We start from the raw sequence: 24,524 nt of genomic DNA on the forward strand, positions 1-24,524 counted from the left end.
CTATTATCCTATGTTGAGTTTTATGAACAATTGCTTGTTCTACTTTTATATAATAAAAAAAGAAAACACCTTGTCTCTTTGACAAAGTGCCTCACATTACTCAAAATCCTCATGGACTCGTTTTTCATATTTATAACCATTATAATGAAGAATCTTAACAGAAACTTTTACATTTTTTAACGAGTTTTTTTCTAAATAAAAGCGGTTTGTTGTTTCTAGTTCTTTATATTTCTTTGGGTTTGCTCTGTACCATTTTTCTCCTAGATTAAGAACATCTATCCTCTTTTCAACTCCATTAACATAAAGCTCTCTTACTTTCGTTTCGATATCTTTCTGAATAATTTCTTTTACCTTCTTAATAGGAACCTCTTTTAATTTTTCTAATAGATCCGCTTCTACTGAGATGTTCAAAGAGAACACCGGCGCACTAAGATTATCTTCATAATTAACCTGAACCTTAGGAGTAGATAACTTTACTACAGCAATTAAACTTCCATCCAATTCTACTTTTTGATTCATTGCCACGTGCTTTTCTCTTAACCAATTTATATAAACAGCATCTTTAAAGGGAATGGTTTGAATGTACTTTTGTTGTTGAAATACCGAGTATCCACTAAAGTATATGATAGGGTAAGGACCATCTGCCTTCCAACTTTCTTTATCAATACTCACAGTAGGAATCTTTGCCATTCCCATAGGCTCATGAAACTCTCTTAAGAAAAACATTAACATCGTCGGTCTAATCTCATCCTGTGATAATTCGTATTGATTTTTCTTATAAAGTACAGTGTACACAGCAGGATAATTAAACAAGGCCTTTATATTTAGAAGATCTTGCATATCCTCTGATGTAGTAATAATGCGAAGTGTTGGCCTCAAGGATCGATTTCGACCAATTTCTTCAATTACCTCATTAAATTTGTTTTCAACAATTGCTTGAGAAAGTATGAGTGACTTTACATGCCCAAAAAACAAGGGAGGTTCAGACATTTTATAAAGATTGCTCACTGCCAAGTTGAGGGTTTCACCTTTAGCCGATGCCACAAAAATAGGGATCGGTTCAATAGGTTTTCCCCCTTCCTGCTTTGCCACACTTGCAAAATTCAACCCTTGTAAATAGGCCGTATACTCCTTTGTTTCCTCGTTATAATCAAGTCCAATGGCTACAATATAGGTTAAGTCTTGAATATTTTTTAAGCCTGTACAGCCTGTTAGCACTAGACAGCTTATTATGCAGATAGACCAAGCTCTCCTCATGATTGATCTCCACCTCTTGTTCTGTCATTAGGACTCGTGGAGGAAGTTCTTGTTTTGTAATACTGAGTAGGTGCTTTTAAAAAGGACTTAATCACCTCACTGAATGATACAGGTGCTAACGCTCCTAGATAAGGAGTACCAAATGAAGAAATGGTTGATAAATAAATAACGGTTAATATATAGCCAGAAATGACACCAAATAATCCAAAAAAAGTACTTAAAATAAGTACCCCAAACCTAATGATCGTAATGGCTGAACTTAACGATTGATTCACTAAGGTAAAAGACGAAATATATGTAATCGCAGCAACAACCAGCATCGTGGGAGAAGTTAAGCCTGCTCTGATGGCTGCATCTCCAACAATTAAGCCCCCAAGGACTGCTACCGTTTGTCCGATTGCTCGCGGCAACCTTACTCCTGCTTCATTAAATAACTCAAACAAAAATAAAATAACAAACATTTCAATTGGTGCTGACAAAGGCAATCCAAAACGTGAAATAGAAATCGTTGCAACAAGTAAATACGGAATCTGCTCAATATTAAAAGCTGAAAAAGCAATCCAAACTCCTGGTAAAAACCCTGACACCGTTACTCCTAACATTCTCATGATTCTTTCCATCGTTACAAACGTATAGCTAATATAATGGTCTTCAGGGGATTTCGTTTGTAATAATAGGTTGGTTGGAGCAATGGAGACAGTTGGATTTCCTTCTACTATAAGAGCAAATCGACCTTGGATCAAAGCCTGAACGATAAAGTCTGGCCGGCCTGTATAGTCCATGCTTGGGAGAACCGAATACGGTCGATCACGAATCAATGACTCCAAATCGTAAATACTCGTCAATACATCAATCTCTATCTTATCTAGTCGGGTATGAACTTCTTCAAGTACCCTTTTGTCTATAATATCTTCTATATACATTAGAACTACTTTGGTATTGCTTCTTGTACCCATTGTATATTTTTCGACACATAAAGAAGACGTATTAAGTCTCCGACGAACTAGTGAAATGTTTGTCTTTAAATCCTCAACAAAACCATCCTTTGGTCCTCTAATGGAGGTTTCAAGCGCCGATTCCTCAGGCTGTCTTTTTGGAAAATCGCCCGCTTGAATACTTAATAACTCACTTTGAAAATCAAATAGCACATATCCTTCAAATAGAAGTTGTAACAAATCATCAGTTGATTTATCAGTCACATTTTCCGCCTGAAACAAGGAAATTAATTTTGCTTTCACTACGCCTTTCTCGTGACCGCTTATTCTTGGTAATATATATTGATCTAAATATTGACTATCAACTAACGATTCAAAATAGATAAACTTAAATTTCTCAGCGTCTTGACCATGTTCCTTACATAATAGATCTTCACTTTTTTTCAACTTCTCTATGATGAGGCTAGTTTTATCCTTTGATGGTTTATGAAGAACTGGATCCGAGTTCATTTTCCTTCTCATGTTGTTTATCCCTCTTCTTTAAGACAAAAATAATAAAAGCTGACAGTAAAATCTGTAGTAGAAAAAAAGCTAGAGTTATTGGTAAGACATATTCATAAATAATTTGATAGAAAGTGAATGATTCAACCTTTATCAAAGTAACTCCTAATAGGAAGAGATACATCATACCTACAAGCTTTGGATTCAGTCGATTCTCACGCCTTTTTCGTGATAAAGAATGCCCTAAGAGGTACATAAATAATCCAATTCTTATAAGTGCACCACTTAACCATTGGTACAGAGCAAAGAAGTCCAGATTTGCTATGTATTCACCAATATTCAATACTCTCCACTGTTCATAGGCTGGATAGCGAAAGTTCACTGACTCAACTACACCAAATTCCATAATAGAGGCTGAGAGTGGACCAAAAATCAATCCCGTTAATACGGTCATTAATATCAGTAGTTGTTTAAATGTAATGGGTTCTTGTGAGAAAGGTTGTAACAAAACCACAATATATAGTTCTAATAGTCCCGCAAGAACATAGATTGTTCCTCTAAACAAAGGAATATATCCATCTGTTAATACAGGGAATAGAAGGGTTGGGTCCTTAAAGCTCGTATTGGTAAATGCAATAAAGAATCCTAGCATTACCACAATAGGTAACAATAATCCACTTGCTATAGCCATGGTTTTTATACCAGATAGTGTAACGATGCAGCACACAATAATTAGTACGATATTGATCATCATGATAGGTGCTTCAGCTAGAAAATAGGCACTTAACCAGATCATCAAGTCTCTAAAGGTTACATACGAGCTAATAAGTAAAAATAAAAAAACAGGAGCTAGTAATAAATAATAAAAAATGGGTCCAAATCGGTGTCGGACCATATGAAAAAACCCCTCATTTGGGCTATTTTTTACGATGTAGTAAATTAACCAAAGGAAACTTATGGCTATCGGGTACGCAACAATCACACTTAACCAACTATCCCTCCCGGCAGCTGTCAATAAATTCGGAATGAGTAAGACATGGTTAAGCAAACCAGTTGATAGGATTAGTAATAGAAATAATTGTCTTGGTAGTAATATCTTCACTAGGCTTTGCATGTATTTCTCCTATTTGGAAGTTTTATTATTAAAATCACCTAAACTTCTGTTTTTTATGTTGTAAACAGTTGAATAAAAATAAAAAACACCTTGTCTATCGACAAAGTGTCTTACTATTACACCGATCTCTTACTTTTAAAGAAATACAAAACAAATAATAGAACAAACCATAATGGGGTCAACATTAATGCTGAACGAGTAGATTCTGAAATAAGCATCACTAGTAAAATAAACGCAAAAAGAGTTAGTACGACATAGTTAATAAATGGTGTTAGAGGAGCTTTGAATATTGATTTTTGGTGTAAATCTGGACGAGTTTTTTTATATCTAATATGAGAGATCAATATAATGCTCCACACCCAAATGAAACAAATCGCACTAATGGTCGTCACAATTCCAAAGGCTTGCTCGGGGATCAGTTTACTAAGTAGAGTTCCTATAGAAACAATGACCGTTGAAATAAGTAATGCATTACTTGGAACTGCATTTTTGTTTAATTTTGCAAGCTTACCCGTTCCACCGTTTTGACGCCCTAAGTTATACATAATACGACTTGTAGAGAATAATCCACTATTACTCGCAGATGCAGCAGAAGTTAATACAACAAAGTTAATAATTCCGGCCGCAACGGGAATACCTACTAAAGTAAAGGTCTTAACAAAGGGACTTGTATCTGCATTCAACTGATTCCATGGATTTATACTAAGCAGAACAATTAATGCACCCACATAAAAGAACAGAATTCTTAAAGGAATTTTGTTAATGGCTGAAGGAATATTTTTCTTTGGATCAGCTGTTTCTGCAGCTGATACACCAACCAACTCTACTCCAACAAAAGCAAATACGACCATTTGGAAAGAAAACAAAAAGCCGCTAATTCCATTCGGGAAAAATCCTCCGTGTTGCCATAAATTTTGTACAGAAACCGTTCCTGCCTCTGTTTTAAATCCAATAACTAGTAAAACAACCCCAATAACTATTAAAGCCAGAATGGTTACAACTTTAATAATGGCAAACCAAAATTCTAATTCTCCAAAAAGCTTTACTGTTAATAGATTCAACCCTAATAAAATAATTAAACAGATGAGTGCTGGTACCCATTGTGGGATATCAAACCAATACTGCACATACATTCCAACTGCAATAACATCGGCCATAGCCGTCATTATCCAGCAGAACCAGTACGTCCACCCTGTTACAAAGCCTGCCCACGGTCCGATATAATCTACCGCAAAATCAGTAAACGATTGATAACCTGCATTTGATAACAACAGCTCCCCTAATGCTCTCATAACAAAAAAGGTTGCTATCCCCACAATTAAATAAGCTAAGATGATAGAGGGACCTGCTAATGAAATTGCTTTTCCTGAACCTAAAAATAAGCCAGTACCAATCGTTCCGCCAATTGCGATTAACTGTACATGACGATTTTTCAGTTCCCTTTTTAACTCATGCTGTGCCACTTGAAATTCCTCCGTTTTCTCTCTAATCATTATTGTAAGAATAATAGCCATAAAAAAAGAGACTGGGGTTCCCCCAATCTCTAAAAACGTCAGAATAACAAATACACATGGTTAAATGACAAATAGAACTTACATTCATACCAAATAGTATCTATACTCTTCTGTCCTTTTGCCTGAGATTGTGAACCCTTCGGCGTCGCAGTACGCGATCTCTCCAGAAGCCGCTCCTGTTATAGTTTGACCCATAACATTCATAGCTTGCTTATATATTTAATTTATAGCCTAGATTTGTTTTTTCAACAAACTCCTAAGCTATTATCGTACAATAATTTGTAATTTTATCAGTATTCTTTTAGTTGGTCAAGAATATTTTTGTGATATGATGATCAAACTACATTATGAACCTACTTTTTGAGAAGGTGATCCTTCTGATTGTTTGCTTGGATATAGACTCATATTTGTTATTCTCCCAATCCTTTTTAAAAAGGCATCTACTACGACAGGATCAAATTGTTTTCCTCTTTCTTTTTGCAGCTCATGTAATGTATATTCTAACCTCCGTGCTTCACGATACACACGATGTGAGGTCATTGCATCAAATGCATCAGCAACTGCCATAATACGGGCTTCTAATGGGATTTCCTCTCCCTTTAACCCATTTGGATATCCCTTACCGTCATAGCGTTCATGATGGTATAAAATCATATTTAATACCCCACTCTTCTCAAACGGTTTAATATGTTTCACGAGTTCATAACCAATAGACGGATGCTCTTTAATATGTATAAATTCGTCCGTGGTTAATTTTGAAGATTTATTAAGTACATTTTCTGAAATACCAATTTTCCCTATATCATGAAGCAATCCACCGATATAAATATTCTTGCAAACGGTTTGCTTAAGTTTTAACTCTTCCGCGATCGCTTTTGAATAATTCGCAACATTATTCGAATGGAAAGCTGTATAATTATCTCTCGAATCTAATGTATTGGCTAAAGAAGTGATAAGATCAATCATATTTCTCTTTTCAGAGATATATTTTTCAATAAGAATCATGATAAACGTGGCCATGACAAAGTACCAAATCCATTGAAGAATAGTTAACTGAATATCGAAATCGGGTACATGGTAAGCCCCTATAAATGAAATAATCCCACTAGTGAAAACTTGTATCCACACTTTTCGAAATGAAAATGCGGAAAGACAGAGTATAATTAAAGTAAATAACATGAAAATATCTCGATTATTTATATAGTCACCACTAAAAAAATAAAGGATAACCGTTGCACCAAATAACCAACGGTAAATATCTGTTCTTTCTAACCAAACCGACCACCTAGATTTCATAATACACCTTCTCCTAATTACTTCACTCAAACTTCAGTAATTATTAAAGAAAAACCTTAAGAAAACCTTAAAAAAATTAAAAATGCCTCTAAGGTGCATTTTTTTAAAAGATTAACAGTTGTATGATATTTTCAAAGAAATGGGGGATGGCCTTGGTGCGCCCTTTGTAATTATTGTATATATTCTCTGAAGGTTAGATAGTCTTTTACTAATAGTTTTTTATTTCCTTGTTGAGAAATTAAACCCAGACTCTCGAACTTACTAAATTTACGACTAATTGTTTCTCGTGTTACCCCTACATAGCTTGCCACTTCTTCTCTTGTTATCGGGAGTTCTATAAGAATTCCGTCACTTTTCTTTGTTCCAAACTTTTGACAAAATTCTAGAATCATATGGGCAATCCTCACTTCAGGATCCTTGGTTGCTAAGTTTTGCACGAGCGTTTCTGTATGTGCTAATCTCTTTGTCAAAGCTTTTAATAATTTTAAAGAGATTTCCGGATTTGCTTCCATGATTATGTCAATATCATCTTTTGTAATGACGCAAATCTCCGTGTCTGAAATGGCATAAACGCTAAAATTATTCACTTCTTCATTATTAAAAAGGTGTAACTCTCCAAAAAACTCGCCACTTGTTAATATATATAAAATCTGTTCTTTTCCATCAATGGTGAACTTTGACACTTTGACTTGCCCTTTGTTCACAATAAATAATCGATCAGATTTCTCTCCTTCATGTAAAAGCAACTGTCCCTTTTTGAACCGTGTATGCTTGGCCATTCTGGCGACTTTTAAGATTTCTTCTTCTGATAAAGCCCCGAAGATTGGTACCTTTTTCGTACAAGGTACCAGCATTTTATTATGACTACAGTTAGCTTCCTTCATAAGCATCACCTAATTTTTTTATTTCTAAAAATATATCATACGTCATTTGATATATTTGTGTTTTAAATCACTAGTATGAAAAAAGATCACAGCTAAAATTTAGCTGCGATCCATTCTTATTCCTCTACCTCTGCAAATTGATCTGTATCTTCCCCACATACGGGACATACCCAATCTTCTGGCAGCTCTTCAAACGGTGTTCCTGGTTCGACACATTCATCAGGATCTCCTATTGTTGGATCGTAAATATATCCACATGGTAAGCATATATATTTTTTCATTCTCATTTCCTCCTTGGTGTTAAGCTGGTTGTAACAGCTTTTCTTTTACAAAACTCATCAGTTCCTTCACCGAAACAGTATCTAATGATATTCCATTCAGGGATATCTTCTTTTCAATCGCCATTTTGTAAGGTGTGGAAGCTACAATACCCTCAAGAGAAATTACACCTACTATTTTCTCATCTTTAATAAATATCCTCGTATATTTTTCATCTTCATCTTCATCCATGATGGTTGTATCACATAGACCCTCATCCACCATTCCTATGGAAAACAAAGACATATTGAAGGCATTAAATACAGTAAATGGCGTTGTTTTCTCATACACTTCATGAACCGCTGCCATATTTTTCCCCGCCACTTTTCCTTGATCCATTGCCCGGCCCCAAAGGCCTTCTACCTCACCATTCAGCTCGGTCACATCACCGGCTGCATACACATCCTCTATGTTTGTTTCCATCTTTTCATTTACGATGATTCCTCTATTGGATTGAATAACTGTATCTTCTACTAAGTCAAGATTAGGAACGACACCGATGGAGTAAATGACACTGTCACAGGAAATCAACTGATCATTTAAGACGATTCCATTTACTTTATCGTCACCTACAATCTCTTTAATAGAGGCGTTCAAGTAAATATCCACACCAGCTTCTTCGATTTTCCTTCTTAGAAGTTTGCTAGTCTTTTCATCTAGCTGCCTAGCCATCAATCTTGGAGCAACCTCCACAATCGAAACCTTTTTCCCAGCCTGTAAAATAGACCATGCTGTTTCTAGTCCTTGAATACCTCCGCCGATGTTTACTACACTAGTTTTATCCTCAATGAATGCTTTGAAGTCTTCTGCCTCATGTATTTCTCTAATGGAAAAAACTCCTCTTCTGTCCACCCCATTAACGGGTAGACGTCTGTTTTTTGCCCCTGTGCATATGAGCAGTTTATCGTATGAAATCATATCGCCTGTTTCTGAAAGAAGCATATGATCCTCGGTAATAATGCGAACAATTTTTGTATTCGGGTATGTTCGTATATTTTGCATACCATACCACTTCTCTTTTTTAAGGAGAACTTTCTCACTTCTTAAGTCCGAGAATAATTCTTTTGATAATTTAATTCTGTTATATGGAAGTGACTTTTCTGCTCCAAATAAGGAGATTTGGGCCTCTTTATCAATATCTCTTATTGCCTTAGCTGCATTCACAGCTGCCACACCTGTTCCAATAATGCAATAATGTTTCATCATTTCTTCACCTACCTTTTCTTAAATCGCGCTTAAGAGCAAATCAGCAACAAATGTTGTTGAATGTTCGATTTTTTTCAATTGTTCTTCATTTGGTGAAAATCTTACTCTTACAGGAAACTCCACATGTGTCATCCCTGTTGTTTTTATGACGTGAGATGTACTTTGTACATTCATATTGGTTTCATGTAAGTAGTCTTGAATCACTTCAATCGCTTCTCCACTCCATCCGTAAGAACCAAAGGCAGTGGCGATTTTCCCTTCAAGATTCATTTCCTTTAAGTCCTTGAGCACCTCTTCAAGATTTCCAATCATATCTGCATACTTTGTTGAACTACCAATAAATACAGCATCTGCTTCTTTAATACTTTCAAGAATGTCACTCTTTTCGGACTTATCCGCGTTAAAGATGCTGACTTTAATTTGATTTTCTTCTAAAATTCTCTTGATACTCTCCGCTACCTTTTTTGTATTGTTTCTAAGACTTGTATACACAATGGTTGCTTTTTTATCATCGATCGTATCCGCACTCAACTTTGCATACAAATCAATATACTTTTGGATGTCCTTACGCAAAATATAGCCATGTGATGGTGCAATCATTTGTACATCTAAATCCTTTAAGGCTTGAATTAATGTTCTTACATATCTCCTATGGGGATGAATAATTGCATTGTAGTACCCAATGAAATCCTCTGTAATATCAAAGCCTGCTTCATCTGCAAAAAAAGTATTACTAGCCACATGCGTGCTGAAAATATCACAAGGATATAAAATCTTATCTTCGATGCAATATGTTATCATTGTTTCCTCTGTATGAAGGTACGGTGTTTCTTTGAATTTCAGTGTTTTTCCTCCGATATCCAATGTATCTCCATCTTTTACAACTAAAAAATTTCTGCTGTGAAGTTTGTACATCTCCTTTAGTTCATTTACGGCAGGAGCTGTACATACAATCGTCGCATGCGGTGCTCTTCCAGCTAGTGCTGCTATTCCACCTGAATGATCTGGTTCAGTATGATTAATAATGATATATTGAATTTCCTCAGGGTTGATTAACTCACTTAAGTACTCAACAAACTCTCTACCAAACTGCATATCTACCGTATCAATTACCGTTGGCTTTTCTGTTTTTAGCAAATAGGCATTATACGTTGTTCCTTTTCCTAATATTAATCGGTGAAATGGTACTTCACGATCATCAATCTTTCCCACCCAGTACGTATCTTTCGCTATCATAATTTTGTTCATCTATTATTTCCTCCTAGGATTTTTTGAAGGTGTTTATCAACTGAACTCATCATACAACTCTCAAAAAATAAAAATGAGGATTTGAATCACAATTTGAAACTATTTCATACGATTGAAGATTATTTCAATCACCTCATAGGTAAACTAACCTTTAGTTATCGGAATAAAGGATGTGTTCTACATGATGGATTTTTACCAAAGTCAAGAAACTCTTACTAGCATGGAGTGGATTCTTCGAGCGATTGTAGGTTTTATTTTTCTATTGATTGTAGCTAGATTATTGACTCAACGATCCATATCCCAATTACGGCTACTTGATTTTGTTATGGCTTTAGTAGTTGGAAATATTATTGCCCATCCGTTATCCGATCAACATCTTGGACTAAAAGGATCAATGATTACAACGGCTGTATTAATGGTTTTATATATTTCTGGTATATTTATGATTCTGAAATGGCCATGGTTTAGAAAACTAGTGAATAACTCTCCCGTTACGATTGTAAAAGATGGGGAAATCTTGTATGAAGGGTTGAAAAAGGCGAGAATATCCCTTGATGTTTTACTTGAAGAATTGCGCGAAGGACAAGTTGATGATGTGAAGAAAGTAGTCCTAGCTACTTGGGAAGCAGATGGTCAAATATCTTATTTCTTGGATCCTAAATACCAACCAGTTACCCCTTCAACGTTAGGAATAAAAACAGAGCCTTACGAACACCCTAGGACCATTATTAAGGAAGGTACCATACTAACTGAAGAATTAAAGGAATTGGGGAAAAGTAAAGAATGGATCACCTCGAAGTTAGAAAGTGCCTATCAAACCAGGGTAAATGATGTTCTACTTGCAACCATTGATAACAAGGAGAATATGAAGATATTCTTTTACAAATAAAAAGCTTGCCTTTATTCGTTTTTAACCTCTGAAGATAAGCTGCACTCATAATAATTTTAAGGTTCTTTTAAGGTCCGTCCCCCAAAATGGGATTGAATAAATTTTGAGGGGGGTGCTTTGAATTGAAAGAAAAAAAGTTAATGTACATCAAGTTTGGACTGGATATTTTAATGGCAGTCACATTTGTCTTATTTTTCAACAAACAAGTATTAGGTGGATTAACCTTTCATGAAATTGCAGGGTTAGCCATTGCTGCAGTGTTTTTTACACATATAGCCCTTAACTGGAGATGGGTTAAAAATGTCACCGTTAAGTTATTTGATCGGAAGCTTCCTTTCAAAACAAAATTTGGATATGTCTTAAATTTACTTTTACTCATCACTATGGCCTTTATTATCATCAGTGGGATTTTGGTATCTCACATTGTGTTCCCTAATATTAATGTTACTAATGAGCGATGGTTTCAAATGGCACATATCTCTATTTCCTATTTAGTACTTGTATTAGTTGCCGCTCACGTTGGTTTGCACTGGAAATGGGTAATGAATGTATTTCAAAAAATCGTAAAGTTTAAATCTTACAAAAAAGGCTTAGGACTTGTTGCAAAGGTGGCAACAGTGGCACTCCTGGTGTTTGGAAGCTATGAAATCTACTCAACAAACTTTCTCACGAATCTAAAAGGAGTTGCTAGTGTATTTACTTCTTCTTCCGAAATGCAAGGTATGGAGAAAGGTCAATTCGAACGCGGGACTCCTCCAAGCGGAGACTTTTCTGGTGAAAGCGGTAGACCTACTCCTCCAGATGGTGGATCATCAGGGGAGGCTAGTCAGTTTGAACGTGGGACTGCTTCTGGTGGTGCATTTTCAGGACAAGGTGACCGGTTAGCAAGAAGTGGATTTGAGGGAAGAGGAGAAATAGGCAGCACGAGCGCATTAGAAGTCATCTTGCAGTATGTCAGCATTATGTCCGTATTTATCATTCTAATCTACTATTTAGAAAAGCTACTTGCAAAGTGGAAAAAGAAACCTTCTGAACAAAAAATAACTTTTGTATCTTAATTGACTGGAGTAAGCGTCTATAAATAACGACGCTTATTTATTTATGTCACAAAATTCTCTCCTCCTCGTCATGATTGATGAAATGATAACAAGGAGGTTTTTGATATGACACAAATTTGGGATGTTGTTATTATTGGTGGAGGATTAGCGGGGTATGTAGCAGCAAATTATTTAGCAAAAAGTGATTTATCTATCTTAATCCTTGAAAAGGGAAACAAGGTTGGGGGGAGAGCCCAAACAGAGAAAATAAAACAAGATTATTTTAATTTGGGACCTCATGCCCTTTATAAAAAAGGAAAAGCAGCAGTCATTCTCGAAGAGTTAGATATAAAACTGGAAGGAGGTTCACCTAAGCTAGGAGGAATAGTAACTCAAAACTCTAAAGAATATCTAGCTCCTTTTAATCCATGGGGCCTTCTTACAACAAGTCTACTTAATTGGAAGGAACGGATAGAATGGATGTTGATTTTATCAAAAATTCAACAAGTCGATACACAAGCGTTAGCTGACCAAACCTATCAACAATGGGTGGAGAAAGCTGTTCAATCAATAAACGTCAAATCCCTTCTATATGTAATTGGTAGGCTTTCAACTTACTGTCATTGTCCAGAAAAAGTTAGCGCAAAAGTAGTCGTGACTCACATTAAGACTTCCTTGGGCGGAGTACTCTATTTACATGACGGTTGGCAAACAATTATCGACCAACTCCACAATAAAGCAGTCATTGCAGGTGTGCAGATTGAAACTCATTCTACTGTAAAAAAAGTTATACCAGCCGAGCATCGTAATTTCAAAGTTATCCTTTCAAATAACGAGGAAGTTTTCTGTAAATATGTAATTAGTTCAACTGGACCACTTCAACTCACCAAACTATTAGGTGAAACCGAGTATGTAAAAGTAAATAATCCTTTATCCCAACTAATACCTGTTAAAGGTGCAAGTTTAGATATTTCTTTATCTCAACTCCCACACCCTCAGAAGTTATTTGCTTTAGACATGAATCATTCCCTTTATTATTCCGTACATTCAAATGTAGCCTCCCTCTCTGTGAATCGTAAACACTCGATCGTTCATGTGTTTAAGTACTATCACCCAGATGATTCCATTGATCCGATAAAGGTCAGAAACGAGCTTGAACAATTTTTAGAAACGATACAGCCGGGATGGAAAGACTATTGTGTTACAAGTCGTTTTCTTCCAAATATCACTGTAAATCAACGTCTTCCCCAAGTTGGACACGAAAAATATTTCCAACGTTCTGAAACTGACATCCCTGGATTATATATAGCAGGAGATTGGGCCTCTCCGCATTATATCTTGTCTGAGGGGGCTGCGTGTAGCGGGAAACAAGCAGCAGAGGAAATTATCAAAAAAGAGAAGAGGTGATTTCGTGCAGATCAGTAATGAAGAGTATAAACAATTGAAACCGTTATTATTTTCTATAGGGTATCGTATGTTAGGATCAGTAGCTGATGCAGAAGATATCGTCCAAGAAACCTTTTTAAAAGCATATCAAATAGACGGTGAAAAGATCGATAACAAAAAAGCCTATCTTTGTAAAATCATGACGAATCACAGCCTTGACGTATTAAAGTCATCAAAGTACAAACGAGAAACATATATCGGACCATGGAATCCAGAGCCATTGTTATTGCAATCAATGGCTCTAGATCCTGCTGAAGTATTATTACAAAAAGAAGGATTGAGCATAGCTTACTTACGGATGATGGAACATTTATCACCAAACGAGCGAGCCATTCTTTTATTAAGAGAAGTTTTTGATTTCTCGTATAGCGAGATTGCCCACATCATTGATAAGAAAGAAGAAAACTGCCGAAAAGTTTTCAGTCGAGCAAAACAAAAGATTGCAAGTGTTGAGGGAGAAAGCTTAGATTACGAGAAAAACCAGTCCATCATCAATCGGTTTATTGAAGCGTTTCAGATGCAAAACATGGATACATTATTAAAGCTACTTTCAAAGAATGTCACACTTTATTCCGATGGTGGAGGAAAGGTCAAAGCTGCAGTACGTCCCATCTCTTCACAATCTAACGTGCTCACGCTATTATTTGGCATTATTAGAATGGTTCCAGAGGACTTTTCATCTGAATTGAATAGTGTCAACGGTCAACCCGCAATCATAAATTATAGTAAAAATCAAATTCATAGTATTATCAGTTTCTATATATGCGACGACTTAATTGAAGAAATATTTATTATTATGAACCCCGACAAGCTTCCATTGAAATAATTAGTTAGAGTGTTAAAAAACCAATGCCCTGCTTTTTTCAAAGCAGGGCATTTATCATTTACTCATCTTGTGTATAAACGTCTTCCCTAGAATGAAAACCATCTTTTATTATTGTTTCGTCCAGGTTATTCTTATTCACAGCAATAGGAGCTAATAAAACAGATGGAACTTCAATCTTCCCATTGTTAATCTTTCTATCAGCAACTATGCTTTCTCCTTTTGCCAGCTTAACCGCTAGTTCAGCGGCCTTCTCTGCTAGCATGTTCAACGGTTTGTACACAGTTAAGTGTTGCGTTCCATTCACAATTCGCTGAGCAGCTGCAAGCTCCGCATCTTGCCCACTTACAGGGATTTTCCCTGCTAGTCCATGGGCTTCGAGAGCTTCAATCGCACCACCTGCTGTTGCGTCATTGGCAGCAATGACTGCATCAATTTGATTATTACTAGCTTTTAAAGCTGCTTCCATGTTCTTATAAGCATTTGTTGGAGTCCAATTCTCGGTCCATTGATCATACACAATTGTAATGTCTCCTCTGTCTATGTACGGCTGTAGTACGTTAAACACCCCTTTTTTCAACAAATGAGCATTATAATCTGTACTCGCACCTCCTATTAATACATATCTCCCTTTTGGCACCAATTTTGTAATTGCCTTTGCTTGAAGCTCCCCCACTTGTTCATTATCAAAGGAAATGTACATGTCAATATCCGCATTTTTTACAAGCCTGTCATAGGAAATCACCTTAATTCCTGCTAGATGTGCTTTATTCACGATAGCTGCGGTTGCTTCTGCATTGTTAGGCACAACAACTAAAAGGTCAACTCCTTGGCTGATTAATGTCTCTGCTTGTAAAATTTGCTTGGCATCATCTTCATTCGCAGCCATGATTTCTACTTCTGCACCTAAATTTTCAACTGCTTCTTTAAAAAGTTCTCGATCTCTTAACCACCGTTCTTCTTCTAATGTATCCATAGAAAATCCAATTTTAATCTTTTCCTCCTCGGATGATTGACCAGGAGAATTGTTTTTTTCAACTGCAGAAGAGTCTGTCGATGCTCTCGTTTCAGGTGCATTCTCGCAAGCAGATGTAAAAAAGAGTAGCGTGAGTGTGAACATAATCAATCTAGCATTTGAAAATCCCCGATCCATTTGCTCTCTCTCCTATCCGACTAAACTAAATACCAAGAAGCGTTTTTCGGTATTTATTTGGTGAAACCGCAACCATTTTTTTAAACACCTTACTGAAGTAATTGGGGTCATGATAACCAACTTCAAAGGTAATTTCCTTTATACTCTTCTCAGGATCACACATTAATTTCTTTGCTTTCTCAATTCTACACTCCGTTAAAAAGTCGATATAGTTAATTCCAAGCTTTTCTTTAAACATCTTACTGATATATATGGGGCTGAGCCCTACTTTCTTTGCTAGTGTATCTAATGATATATCCTCGTGCGAGTGATCTATAATGTATTGTTTGATTTGTTGAATCGTATCTGATTCTAATTTTTCATAATGATTCACATATGATTGCCGCATCCGATTTAGCATTTGTATCGTTTCTAATCTTAGTTCACGGTAGTCAGTAGCTTGAGAAGAATATAGCGGGCTATCCGTTTCTAGTCCCATTTCACTCAATACGCGAGATACGATCCATAGTACCTCCAACATCCGTTGTTGCGTTTTTACCAACTCTGTCCCGTCATTCTCGTATACTTGTAATATATTCAACACGTTCAGTCGGATATAATCCCAGTTACCAAGGCGAATTTGATCGAAAAATTCTTTTTTCTGGTGTGGAGCAAGCTGTCCATTACTTGAATCTCCTAAAACTGATAGATCCTTATAGAAACGGTACTTAATTGGTAAAGTTGTATCCATCGTTGCAACAAGCGCATCTTGATACGATTGCCTTATGTGATCTAGTGAGTAACACACCTCACCAACACCGATAAACCATCCTGTTCCTTGCTGTGCTTGAGAAAGGGAAAGTATCTCTCTTGCAAGTGATGTAGCTTGAGAACGGTAGGATTTCTCTGGCTGCCTGAAAACAATAATTGGAAGCTGGCTCCCGTAGAGCGCTCCTACCCATCCACTCTTTGTTTGTCTAACTTTCTCTTTCACTTTGGAATATACATGCTCAACCCCTGTAGGAAGGACCACAAGCATCACAAACATTTCATTTGTCGATGGAATATCGAGCATCTCCACCAGCATATCTACATGAACTTCATGGACATGATCAAACAATAATTGTGTTACCACATCCGTTTCAACGAGAGTTAGTGTTTTTTGTAGTGCACTTTGCTGATACTGACTTAATGCAAGAGTTTTTCGTTCTTCATCAATCTGTTTCAGAACCTTGCCTACCGTTACTACAATATCACTTGCTTTGCTCGGCTTTAGCAAATAATCCTTCACTCCAAGTTTAATGGCGTGACGCATATAATCAAAAGTATCGTACGCTGTCACCATAATAAATTTGATATGCGGATGATTCGCACTAATCTGTTCGACTGCCTCGAGTCCGTTTATTCCGGGCATCTTGATATCCATAAATATCACATCAGGTTGAAACTCCGAAGCCATTTGAACAGCCATTTTCCCATTTTTCGCTTGTTTGATTACATGTTCAGGGTAGGTTTTTTCTAAGATCGCCTGCATGCCTTCCCTTTCTATTTGTTCGTCATCTACGATTAGGAGCTTGATCATCCTTTTTTCACTCCTTCCTTTTTAATATATAATACAACCTTCGTCCCATTTCCTTTATCACTTAAGATATCAATCACATGATCATAACCGTAAAATAAACGCAGTCGCTTTACGACATTGCTGAACCCAATTCCTGTAGAGTGACCTTCCATTTCTATCGTGTTTTCTTCAAGAATTTGCTGAATTTTCTCTTGGTCCATTCCTTTTCCATCGTCTTCGATTTCAATTGTAATCATGTCTTCTCCATCCTTCACCCGGAACCAGATGATCCCGCCTTCTTCTCTCGGCTCAATGGCATGAATCACTGCATTTTCAATAATCGGTTGAAGAGTGAGAGCTGGAATACGTACAAATAGGCAATCTTCATCTACCTCCAAGAACAATTTCAGGCGTTCAGTAAACCTTGCTTTTTGTATATCCATATATTGTTTTAATACAGCAACCTCCTCGTACAAAGTTACTGATCGATCAATTTGTTTTAAATTATACCGAAGCAAACCTGCAACGCTGACGAGAAGATCACTAGTTTCTTCAGAACCCTCTAAATATGCCTTCTTAGAAAGTGTATTGAGAGTGTTAAATAAAAAATGCGGATTGATCTGGCTCTGTAGACTTCGAAATTGACTTTCTTGTAATAAAATTTTATTTTCTTGAAGTTCCCGTTCAAGCTGTGCCTTATTCTTAATTTCCAATATTAGGTTATTAATATTGTTACGCATTCGGTCAAAGGTTCTAGCAAGAAAGGCAATCTCATCATTTGTCTCCACCTTGATTTCAACATCAAATTTACCATTTGATAGCTCGTTGGCTGCTTGTGTTAACTTAAGGACAGGTCTCGTAATCCCTAATGAAAACCAATACGTAATGAGAATAAGTACAAACGTAATTAGCAACAACAACCATATACCAAGTTTAATAACCTCTCCTGATCGTTCGATAATGCTTCGATAAAACTTGTCATGGGTCTTTAACTCTGTATCAAGCATGGTCAACGTCATCTCAGATATATAATTGGAAATATTCATCGCCTCCGTAAATTCCTTAGTGGAGGCCTCCGTATCTTTTTCGGCATAATATAATAGGAACCTGTCTGTCGTTTCTTGAAGACTATCAATGAGGTTAATATAATTAGACAAAGTGAAGTTGTTCTCTTGGTTCCTTAGTGTATCTACATCCCGTTTTGCTTCTATTAACCCTTCCTCGCTATGCTCGAGCAGTTCTAGATTTTCAGAGGTAGGCTTGAGCATATAGTTATTAAGATCGGTAATTAACTGCTGGCTTGCATTCGTTACCTCGTTCAGACTTAAATATCGTTGAAGAATTTCGTTATATTGATTTTGCGTTTTATGATTATAGTATGTAAGCGCTACCCAAATTACAGACATAATCACAAGAACCACTGTTGTTAACGTAAGTATTTTTTTCTGAATACTGTTCATTGTACGTCGACCGCTTTCAAAAAATGAATATCTGTAAAATACCCGTCTATATCGAGAGGAACCGTATCACCATTTAACCACTCCATGATCAATTGAACGCTAATTTCTCCCATCATCTCAGGTGATTGCTTAACCATCCCGTCCAGCTTTTCTTCCTTTAGTAGAGTTAATGTTTCAGGACCATCGTCAAACGAATAGATGAAAAAAGGCTCTACTTGAGAACGCTTACCAATTTCCTGAACCATTCCCGCAGCAAAATTCGCATTGACAGCTATAAAAGCATCCACGTCTGGATTACGATTCATCACATCTTGAGTGGTGGTAAGAACTTGCTCTCTTGTTTCCGATGTTTGAGCAAGAACCGTTTTAATATTTGGATACACATTTAAAACATCTTGTATTCCACTTAGTCTCTGTGTTTGATAATATTCATGCTCACTATCGTACATTAACACCACGGTCCCTGATGTACCCATTTCTTTCGTTAGTTCATTTGCTAGCATTCGGCCCGCTTGATACTGATCAGAACCAACAAAAGTTCTTCTAAAGCTTTCTGACATGGGAACATCATTTGCTACAGTAATGATAGGAATACCATAAAACGATGCTTTTATTTTTGTTAAATCTTTAAACTCTGCGTTATCTAAACCTTGTACAATGATCCCATCTACTTTTGAATAAAGTGCGATTTCGATTTTTTCTAAAAAGTCCTCCTGATTGTTTCCGTAGCTACCCCAAACCTCTAAACTTGCCCCTTCCTTTAAGGCTTGCTTTCGAGCGCCACTCTCTACCTGATCCCAGAAGGATGTTTCCATATCTTGAGTAATTAATACCAGTCGAAGCTGTTCCACATTTTGATTCGTACTCTGAGAAAGTTGCCAATCCGAGCGAAAAACTTCTTTTGCAGATATAAAAGTAAAATAGCAAAGGAAAAGGAAAGTAAGGGATAGTAAAAATATACTGGTTTTTCGCAATTGACTGATCCCCTTCCACTTCTAGTAAACTACTCTCATCATATCATCTACTAGTAATTCTTCAAATATTTAGTTGGAATTTTCAGCTTTTTATAGTTGATTTTATAGGGGAAAGGAGTGAGGACTTACTGCCAATACAGAAAGATAGAGGGACTACCCTTTGTAATCCCTCTTCTACGTATCTATCGTTTTTTTCTAGTCATAACGTCAAAAATTACAGCTAAGGCTAATACACCACCTCGGATGATATATTGATAAGAAATACCCACTCCAAGTAAGTTCATCCCATTTGATAACGAAGCCATAACAATTGCACCGATAATGGCTCCCGTAACTTTTCCGACTCCTCCAGCGGCAGAAACTCCACCAACATATGCAGCTGCAATAGCATCAAGTTCAAACAAAGTCCCTGCAGTTGTTGTTGCTGACTGCAAGCGCGAGGTAAATAAAATACCTGAAAGTGCTGCTAACATCCCCATTGAACCGAATACCATATACGTAATTTTCTTTACATTCATCCCACTAAGATGGGCTGCTTCTGGGTTACTACCGACTGCATAAATATGTCTACCAAGCACTGTTTTAGTTGTTAAGAAATGATAAACAATGACAACGAGTAGCATTATCATAACCGTCCAAGAAAAGCCATTATATCCAGCTAATATCCATGTTAGATAAGCAATAATCGACGAAATAAAAATGAGTTTTAAAATAAAGATTCCTTTAGATACTACTTCAAATTCATACTTAATCTTATTTCTACGCGTCGAAATTTCACTGTATATATACAATAAGATTCCAACTAACCCAACAATTAATGAAAGTAAATGAAGACCGTCTACTTGAAGTAGAGAAGGAATAAATCCGTTACCGATTGCATTAAACTTGTCATCTTGAATAATAATCGTTCCTGTTTTTTCTGTTACCTGTAACAATGCTCCTCTAAAGATAAGCATTCCGGCTAAAGTGGCAACAAAGGATGGTATTCCAATTTGTGCAACAAGGAAACCATTAAACAATCCTACAACGATTCCTAAAATAAGTATGATTGGGATTGTTATATACATAGATACTCCTGCTTGGGTTAAAAGGATAGCGGCAATTGCCCCAAGGAATCCAGCTACATACCCAACCGATAAATCGATATGTCTAATGACAATAACTAGTGTCATACCAACAGCTAAAACAGCAATATATCCAGCTGAATCTAGTAAATTACTTATATTACGAGAGGACATAAATAAACCGTCCGTCATAAATGAGAAGGTAAGAATGATGACAAACAGGGCAATATACATACCATAGTCACGAATATTCTCACTGATTAATGTTTTTGCTTCCTTAAAAAGACTCATTGTATATACCTCCTATTGCGTAGCAAGCTGCATTATATTTTCTTGGTTTGCTTCATCTATTGACAACTCACCTTTTATTTCACCTTGGGCCATTACATACACACGGTCGCTCATACCTAATACTTCACCAAGCTCAGATGAAATCATAATAATACTCATACCTTGTTTAATTAACTCGTTCATAACTGTATAAATTTCAAATTTAGCCCCCACATCTATCCCTCGAGTAGGCTCATCAAGAATTAACAGCTTGGGTCCAACAAACAGCCATTTTCCTAAAGACACCTTTTGCTGATTCCCTCCGCTCAAGTTACCAACTAATTGCTCTAAGGAAGAGGCTTTTATCGTTAATGATTTTTTATAATGGTCTGCAATCTTAATTTCTTCATTGTCATTGATCATGCCATTTGAGGAAATTCCCTTTAGATTGGCTGCCGATATATTGCTTTTAATGTCTTGGATTAAAAATAATCCATCGCCCTTTCTGTCCTCGGTCACATAAGCAATTCCCGCTTTTATCGCATCGCTTGGATGATTGAGCATTTTTGAGATTCCTGCTATAACTAAATCTCCCTCTACCTTATAGGACTTTGCATTACCAAAGATACTCAGCGCAAGTTCAGTACGTCCTGAACCCATCAGTCCTGCAATCCCTACAATTTCACCTTTCTTCACATGTAGATTTACATTTTTCACGACTTGTCTACCTAATTGAGGATCATAGGCAGACCAATTAAACAATTCAAGAATTTTTCCACCGAATGCTTGCTTTTCTCTTTTCGGATATATATCTTCTATCGCACGACCAACCATGTTCTTTATGATCGTACTTTCATTGATTTCTCCCTTTGCTGCATCCAATGTACAAATAGTCTGACCATCCCGGAGAACCGTTGCTTTATCTGCAATAGAAATAACTTCTTTTAGCTTGTGTGAAATCATGATACACGTGATCCCTTGGTTCTTAAGCTCACGTAATAACTCAAGCAGGTTTTCACTATCATCCTCATTCAGTGCGGCTGTTGGTTCATCTAGAATAAGTAGCTTAACGTCCTTGCTTAGAGCTTTTGCAATTTCAACTAGTTGCCGTTTCCCTACTCCCAAATCTTTAATGAGTGTATCTGGATTAACATCTAGCTTCACCTTGTTCAGCATTTTTTTTGCTTCAGCAATGGTTTTATTCCAGTCCACAATGCCACCATTTTTCACTTCATTACCTGCAAAAATATTTTCATATACAGTTAGGTCAGGAAATAAAGCCAGCTCCTGATAAATAATAACGATTCCTGTTTTTACGCTGTCACTAATCTTGTTAAACTGTTGTACATTTCCTTCGTACAGAATATCTCCTTCGTAAGTTCCATAAGGATAAACTCCGCTTAGTACCTTCATCAGTGTTGACTTTCCTGCACCGTTTTCACCTATTAAACAATGAATCTCACCTTTTTCTACTTTGAAATTCACATCGCTTAGTGCTTTTACTCCTGAAAAGTTCTTGGAGATTTGTTTCATCTCCAAAATATATTCACTCATTTGAATGCCTCCTTTACAAGACAACTGTTTACAATTACGAAATAGTGATAGACCACTCTACCACTATTTCGCAACAAACTCTGTTTATTTTTTAAGGCTCTTTTCTAAAACATTGTTGATACATACACCCTTTTTAGGAAATTAACTATATGTTTCAACAGCCAATCAGAATATTTTCATCCTTAGAAAAGAGCTACTCTCCAAATAGACCAATAAATCCAGCGTTACGCGGGGAAAAATCCGGCACTTGGGATTTTTCCAAAACAACAAACTTTACGAAAACAGCCTTTTTTAAAGTCCAGTAAATTCGCTTGCTTCGTAGTAACCTGAGTCAATTAATTCACTCTTCACATTTTCCTCGTCAACAACGATAACATCTGTTTGTTTCGCTTTTACTTCTACTTCTCCGTTATCGTAGCTACCTGTCGTTTCAGGTGTCTTTCCATCAAGGATATCAACAGCCATTCCCATTGCATCCGTAACAAGAGTACGAACATCCTTAAATACAGTCATTGATTGTTTGCCATCGATTACATATTGAATAGATGCTTTTTCAGCGTCTTGTCCTGTTACTGTAAAGCTAGTAACTTCTCCGTCAGAAGAGAATACGTCTGCAATAGAACGAGCTGTGCCATCGTTTGGTGCAAGAATAGCTACATCACCCTTCATATCTGCTCCAACAGCTGTTAAGTGTGTTTGAGCTTTGTTTTTCGCTTCATTTGGATCCCAGTTTGTTGTTACTTGACCAAGAATTTTACTCATTTCATCACGAGTTAATTCCGCTTTATCTTTTAACTTCTCAGCTTCACTTGAGTTTGCAATGGTAAATGTTCCATCAGCAATCTTTGGTTGAAGAACGCTCCAAGCTCCTTCAAAGAACAAGAAAGCATTATTATCAGAAGCAGCTCCCGCATATAAGTACAATGGAACATTTGAACCTTCTGCAGAATCAATTAAGTATTGGCCTTGAGCTGCACCTACTGCGAGACTATCAAATGTTACATAGTAATCTACTGCATCTGTGTTTGTAATTAAACGATCGTAAGCAATAACCGTAACTCCGTCCTTCTTCGCAGCTTCAACAGCAGCCGCTGCTGCATCACCATCTTGAGGGCTAATAATTAGTATTTCGATACCTTTGTTTAATAATGTTTCTACATTTTCTTTTTCCTTAGCAGAAGAGCCTTGGCTAAAAAGAATCTCTGTTGTATATTCAGAGCCTGAAAGAGCATCCTTGAATCTTTGTTCGTCTTGAACCCATCTTGGTTCATCCTTAGTTGGTAATACGATTCCAACACTTACTTTGCTACTGTTGCTTCCACCACCGCTACTTTCGCTGTTACACGCGGCAAGCATACCTGCCACTAACATAAAAGCTAGCAATAAAGAAATCGTTTTCAGAAACTTTTTCATCTTGTTTCCCCCTTAATATTTGTCTCATTTGGTTACAAGTTAATTATAAAAAGTCGAAGATTGTTATGTAAGCGTTAACACTAGCATTGTTTTGGTATCGTCTGCACTTTTTTATACTATAGGACAAAAAGAGTGGCTCTGGTTGACCCAGACCCACTCCATAAAGCTTTAACTACTCTTTTCAAAAACAGATAAGGCTTGGATGACAAACTGATTGATCTCTTCTTCATCTGCTTTACTTGGATTAAATTCGATTCTTAATGGTTCTCCTATGCATACTCCGTTCTGATTCTCAATTAATTCCTTAAGCTTATCTAAGGCACCGCAGAATTCAGGATAAGAAGTGTCTCCAGATCCAAATAAGGCAAATAGCTTCTTATTTAAATCTAACTGTTCCACTTCTTCAATAATATCTAGACATTCATCGGGATAATCTCCATCTCCCCAAGTATACATTCCGATAAAGATAAGATCATAATGCAAAAAATCGCTAGCGGGTAAGCTAAGCATATCCTTGAGATCTACATCATGGTTATGCTTTTTAAGTTGTTCATCTATCAAATCTGCAATTGCTTCTGTATTCCCCGACATACTTGCGTAAACAACACCAATTTTCATGATCATCTCT

Annotated in this window: 21 protein-coding genes and 1 riboswitch; of the genes, 4 read left to right on the top strand and 17 right to left on the bottom strand. The window is 36.6% G+C overall.

Annotated elements, in window-relative coordinates; translation table 11 throughout:
- Positions 1–96: 96 nt before the first annotated feature.
- The 9 genes from ACQ5H4_RS18035 to ACQ5H4_RS18075 all read right to left on the bottom strand — a co-directional run bounded on the left by ACQ5H4_RS18035 (position 97) and on the right by ACQ5H4_RS18075 (position 10,273).
- The gene (locus tag ACQ5H4_RS18035; RefSeq protein ID WP_430776376.1) at positions 97–1,257 is read right to left on the bottom strand and encodes a Ger(x)C family spore germination protein; all 1,161 of its coding nucleotides are present in this window, start codon (positions 1,255–1,257) and stop codon (positions 97–99) included.
- Positions 1,254–2,714 carry a spore germination protein gene (locus ACQ5H4_RS18040; RefSeq protein ID WP_430776377.1) on the bottom strand — a complete coding sequence of 487 codons (1,461 nt, stop codon included), beginning with the start codon at positions 2,712–2,714 and terminating at the stop codon, positions 1,254–1,256. Before ACQ5H4_RS18040 ends, ACQ5H4_RS18035 begins: the two co-directional genes overlap by 4 nt.
- The gene (locus ACQ5H4_RS18045) at positions 2,677–3,807 is read right to left on the bottom strand and encodes a GerAB/ArcD/ProY family transporter (protein WP_430776378.1); all 1,131 of its coding nucleotides are present in this window, start codon (positions 3,805–3,807) and stop codon (positions 2,677–2,679) included. Before ACQ5H4_RS18045 ends, ACQ5H4_RS18040 begins: the two co-directional genes overlap by 38 nt.
- Before the next feature lie 116 nt (positions 3,808–3,923).
- Complete coding sequence (locus ACQ5H4_RS18050) at positions 3,924–5,270, bottom strand: amino acid permease (protein ID WP_430776379.1); 1,347 nt, start codon at positions 5,268–5,270, stop codon at positions 3,924–3,926.
- Between the two features lie 151 nt (positions 5,271–5,421).
- Positions 5,422–5,498: riboswitch (glycine riboswitch) on the bottom strand.
- A gap of 168 nt (positions 5,499–5,666) precedes the next feature.
- Complete coding sequence (locus ACQ5H4_RS18055) at positions 5,667–6,617, bottom strand: HD-GYP domain-containing protein (protein ID WP_430776380.1); 951 nt, start codon at positions 6,615–6,617, stop codon at positions 5,667–5,669.
- A gap of 170 nt (positions 6,618–6,787) precedes the next feature.
- Positions 6,788–7,501, bottom strand: a complete 714-nt coding sequence (locus tag ACQ5H4_RS18060; RefSeq protein WP_430776381.1) for a Crp/Fnr family transcriptional regulator — start codon at positions 7,499–7,501, stop codon at positions 6,788–6,790.
- A 116-nt stretch (positions 7,502–7,617) separates the two neighbouring features.
- The gene (gene rd, locus ACQ5H4_RS18065; protein ID WP_430776382.1) at positions 7,618–7,782 is read right to left on the bottom strand and encodes a rubredoxin; all 165 of its coding nucleotides are present in this window, start codon (positions 7,780–7,782) and stop codon (positions 7,618–7,620) included.
- A gap of 19 nt (positions 7,783–7,801) precedes the next feature.
- The gene (locus ACQ5H4_RS18070) at positions 7,802–9,025 is read right to left on the bottom strand and encodes an NAD(P)/FAD-dependent oxidoreductase (RefSeq protein ID WP_430776383.1); all 1,224 of its coding nucleotides are present in this window, start codon (positions 9,023–9,025) and stop codon (positions 7,802–7,804) included.
- A gap of 18 nt (positions 9,026–9,043) precedes the next feature.
- Entirely contained in the window at positions 9,044–10,273 is a 1,230-nt protein-coding gene (locus ACQ5H4_RS18075; protein WP_430776384.1) for an FprA family A-type flavoprotein, read from the bottom strand.
- Between the two features lie 184 nt (positions 10,274–10,457).
- Here ACQ5H4_RS18075 and ACQ5H4_RS18080 point away from each other — a divergent pair, with 184 nt between their 5' ends.
- The 4 genes from ACQ5H4_RS18080 to ACQ5H4_RS18095 all read left to right on the top strand — a co-directional run bounded on the left by ACQ5H4_RS18080 (position 10,458) and on the right by ACQ5H4_RS18095 (position 14,471).
- A complete protein-coding gene (locus ACQ5H4_RS18080; protein WP_430776445.1) occupies positions 10,458–11,162 on the top strand; it encodes a DUF421 domain-containing protein in 705 nt (234 codons plus the stop codon).
- A gap of 122 nt (positions 11,163–11,284) precedes the next feature.
- Entirely contained in the window at positions 11,285–12,220 is a 936-nt protein-coding gene (locus ACQ5H4_RS18085) for a DUF4405 domain-containing protein (RefSeq protein WP_430776385.1), read from the top strand.
- Between the two features lie 105 nt (positions 12,221–12,325).
- Positions 12,326–13,606: a phytoene desaturase family protein gene (locus ACQ5H4_RS18090; RefSeq protein WP_430776386.1), complete on the top strand. Its 1,281-nt coding sequence runs from the start codon at positions 12,326–12,328 to the stop codon at positions 13,604–13,606.
- Positions 13,607–13,610: 4 nt separating this feature from the next.
- Entirely contained in the window at positions 13,611–14,471 is an 861-nt protein-coding gene (locus ACQ5H4_RS18095) for an RNA polymerase sigma-70 factor (protein WP_430776387.1), read from the top strand.
- A 58-nt stretch (positions 14,472–14,529) separates the two neighbouring features.
- Here ACQ5H4_RS18095 and xylF read toward each other — a convergent pair whose 3' ends face one another.
- The 8 genes from xylF to ACQ5H4_RS18135 form a co-directional block, all read right to left on the bottom strand.
- On the bottom strand, positions 14,530–15,621 hold the full coding sequence (gene xylF, locus ACQ5H4_RS18100; RefSeq protein ID WP_430776388.1) for a D-xylose ABC transporter substrate-binding protein: 1,092 nt from the start codon (positions 15,619–15,621) through the stop codon (positions 14,530–14,532).
- A gap of 25 nt (positions 15,622–15,646) precedes the next feature.
- Complete coding sequence (locus ACQ5H4_RS18105) at positions 15,647–17,182, bottom strand: response regulator (RefSeq protein ID WP_430776389.1); 1,536 nt, start codon at positions 17,180–17,182, stop codon at positions 15,647–15,649.
- On the bottom strand, positions 17,179–18,621 hold the full coding sequence (locus ACQ5H4_RS18110; protein WP_430776390.1) for a sensor histidine kinase: 1,443 nt from the start codon (positions 18,619–18,621) through the stop codon (positions 17,179–17,181). The genes ACQ5H4_RS18105 and ACQ5H4_RS18110 overlap by 4 nt, the downstream gene beginning before the upstream one ends.
- The gene (locus ACQ5H4_RS18115; RefSeq protein WP_430776391.1) at positions 18,618–19,595 is read right to left on the bottom strand and encodes a sugar ABC transporter substrate-binding protein; all 978 of its coding nucleotides are present in this window, start codon (positions 19,593–19,595) and stop codon (positions 18,618–18,620) included. The genes ACQ5H4_RS18110 and ACQ5H4_RS18115 overlap by 4 nt, the downstream gene beginning before the upstream one ends.
- Positions 19,596–19,777: 182 nt before the next feature.
- Positions 19,778–20,950 (bottom strand): sugar ABC transporter permease, encoded by a 1,173-nt coding sequence (locus ACQ5H4_RS18120; RefSeq protein ID WP_430776392.1) that lies wholly within the window; start codon positions 20,948–20,950, stop codon positions 19,778–19,780.
- A gap of 12 nt (positions 20,951–20,962) precedes the next feature.
- The gene (locus ACQ5H4_RS18125) at positions 20,963–22,483 is read right to left on the bottom strand and encodes an ATP-binding cassette domain-containing protein (RefSeq protein ID WP_430776393.1); all 1,521 of its coding nucleotides are present in this window, start codon (positions 22,481–22,483) and stop codon (positions 20,963–20,965) included.
- 291 nt (positions 22,484–22,774) lie between these two features.
- Positions 22,775–23,896 (bottom strand): sugar ABC transporter substrate-binding protein, encoded by a 1,122-nt coding sequence (locus tag ACQ5H4_RS18130; RefSeq protein ID WP_430776394.1) that lies wholly within the window; start codon positions 23,894–23,896, stop codon positions 22,775–22,777.
- 168 nt (positions 23,897–24,064) lie between these two features.
- Complete coding sequence (locus tag ACQ5H4_RS18135) at positions 24,065–24,514, bottom strand: flavodoxin (RefSeq protein WP_430776395.1); 450 nt, start codon at positions 24,512–24,514, stop codon at positions 24,065–24,067.
- Positions 24,515–24,524: the final 10 nt, after the last annotated feature.

The organism is Bacillus coreaensis (assembly GCF_050586445.1).
Lineage (GTDB): Bacteria > Bacillota > Bacilli > Bacillales > Cytobacillaceae > Robertmurraya_A > Robertmurraya_A coreaensis.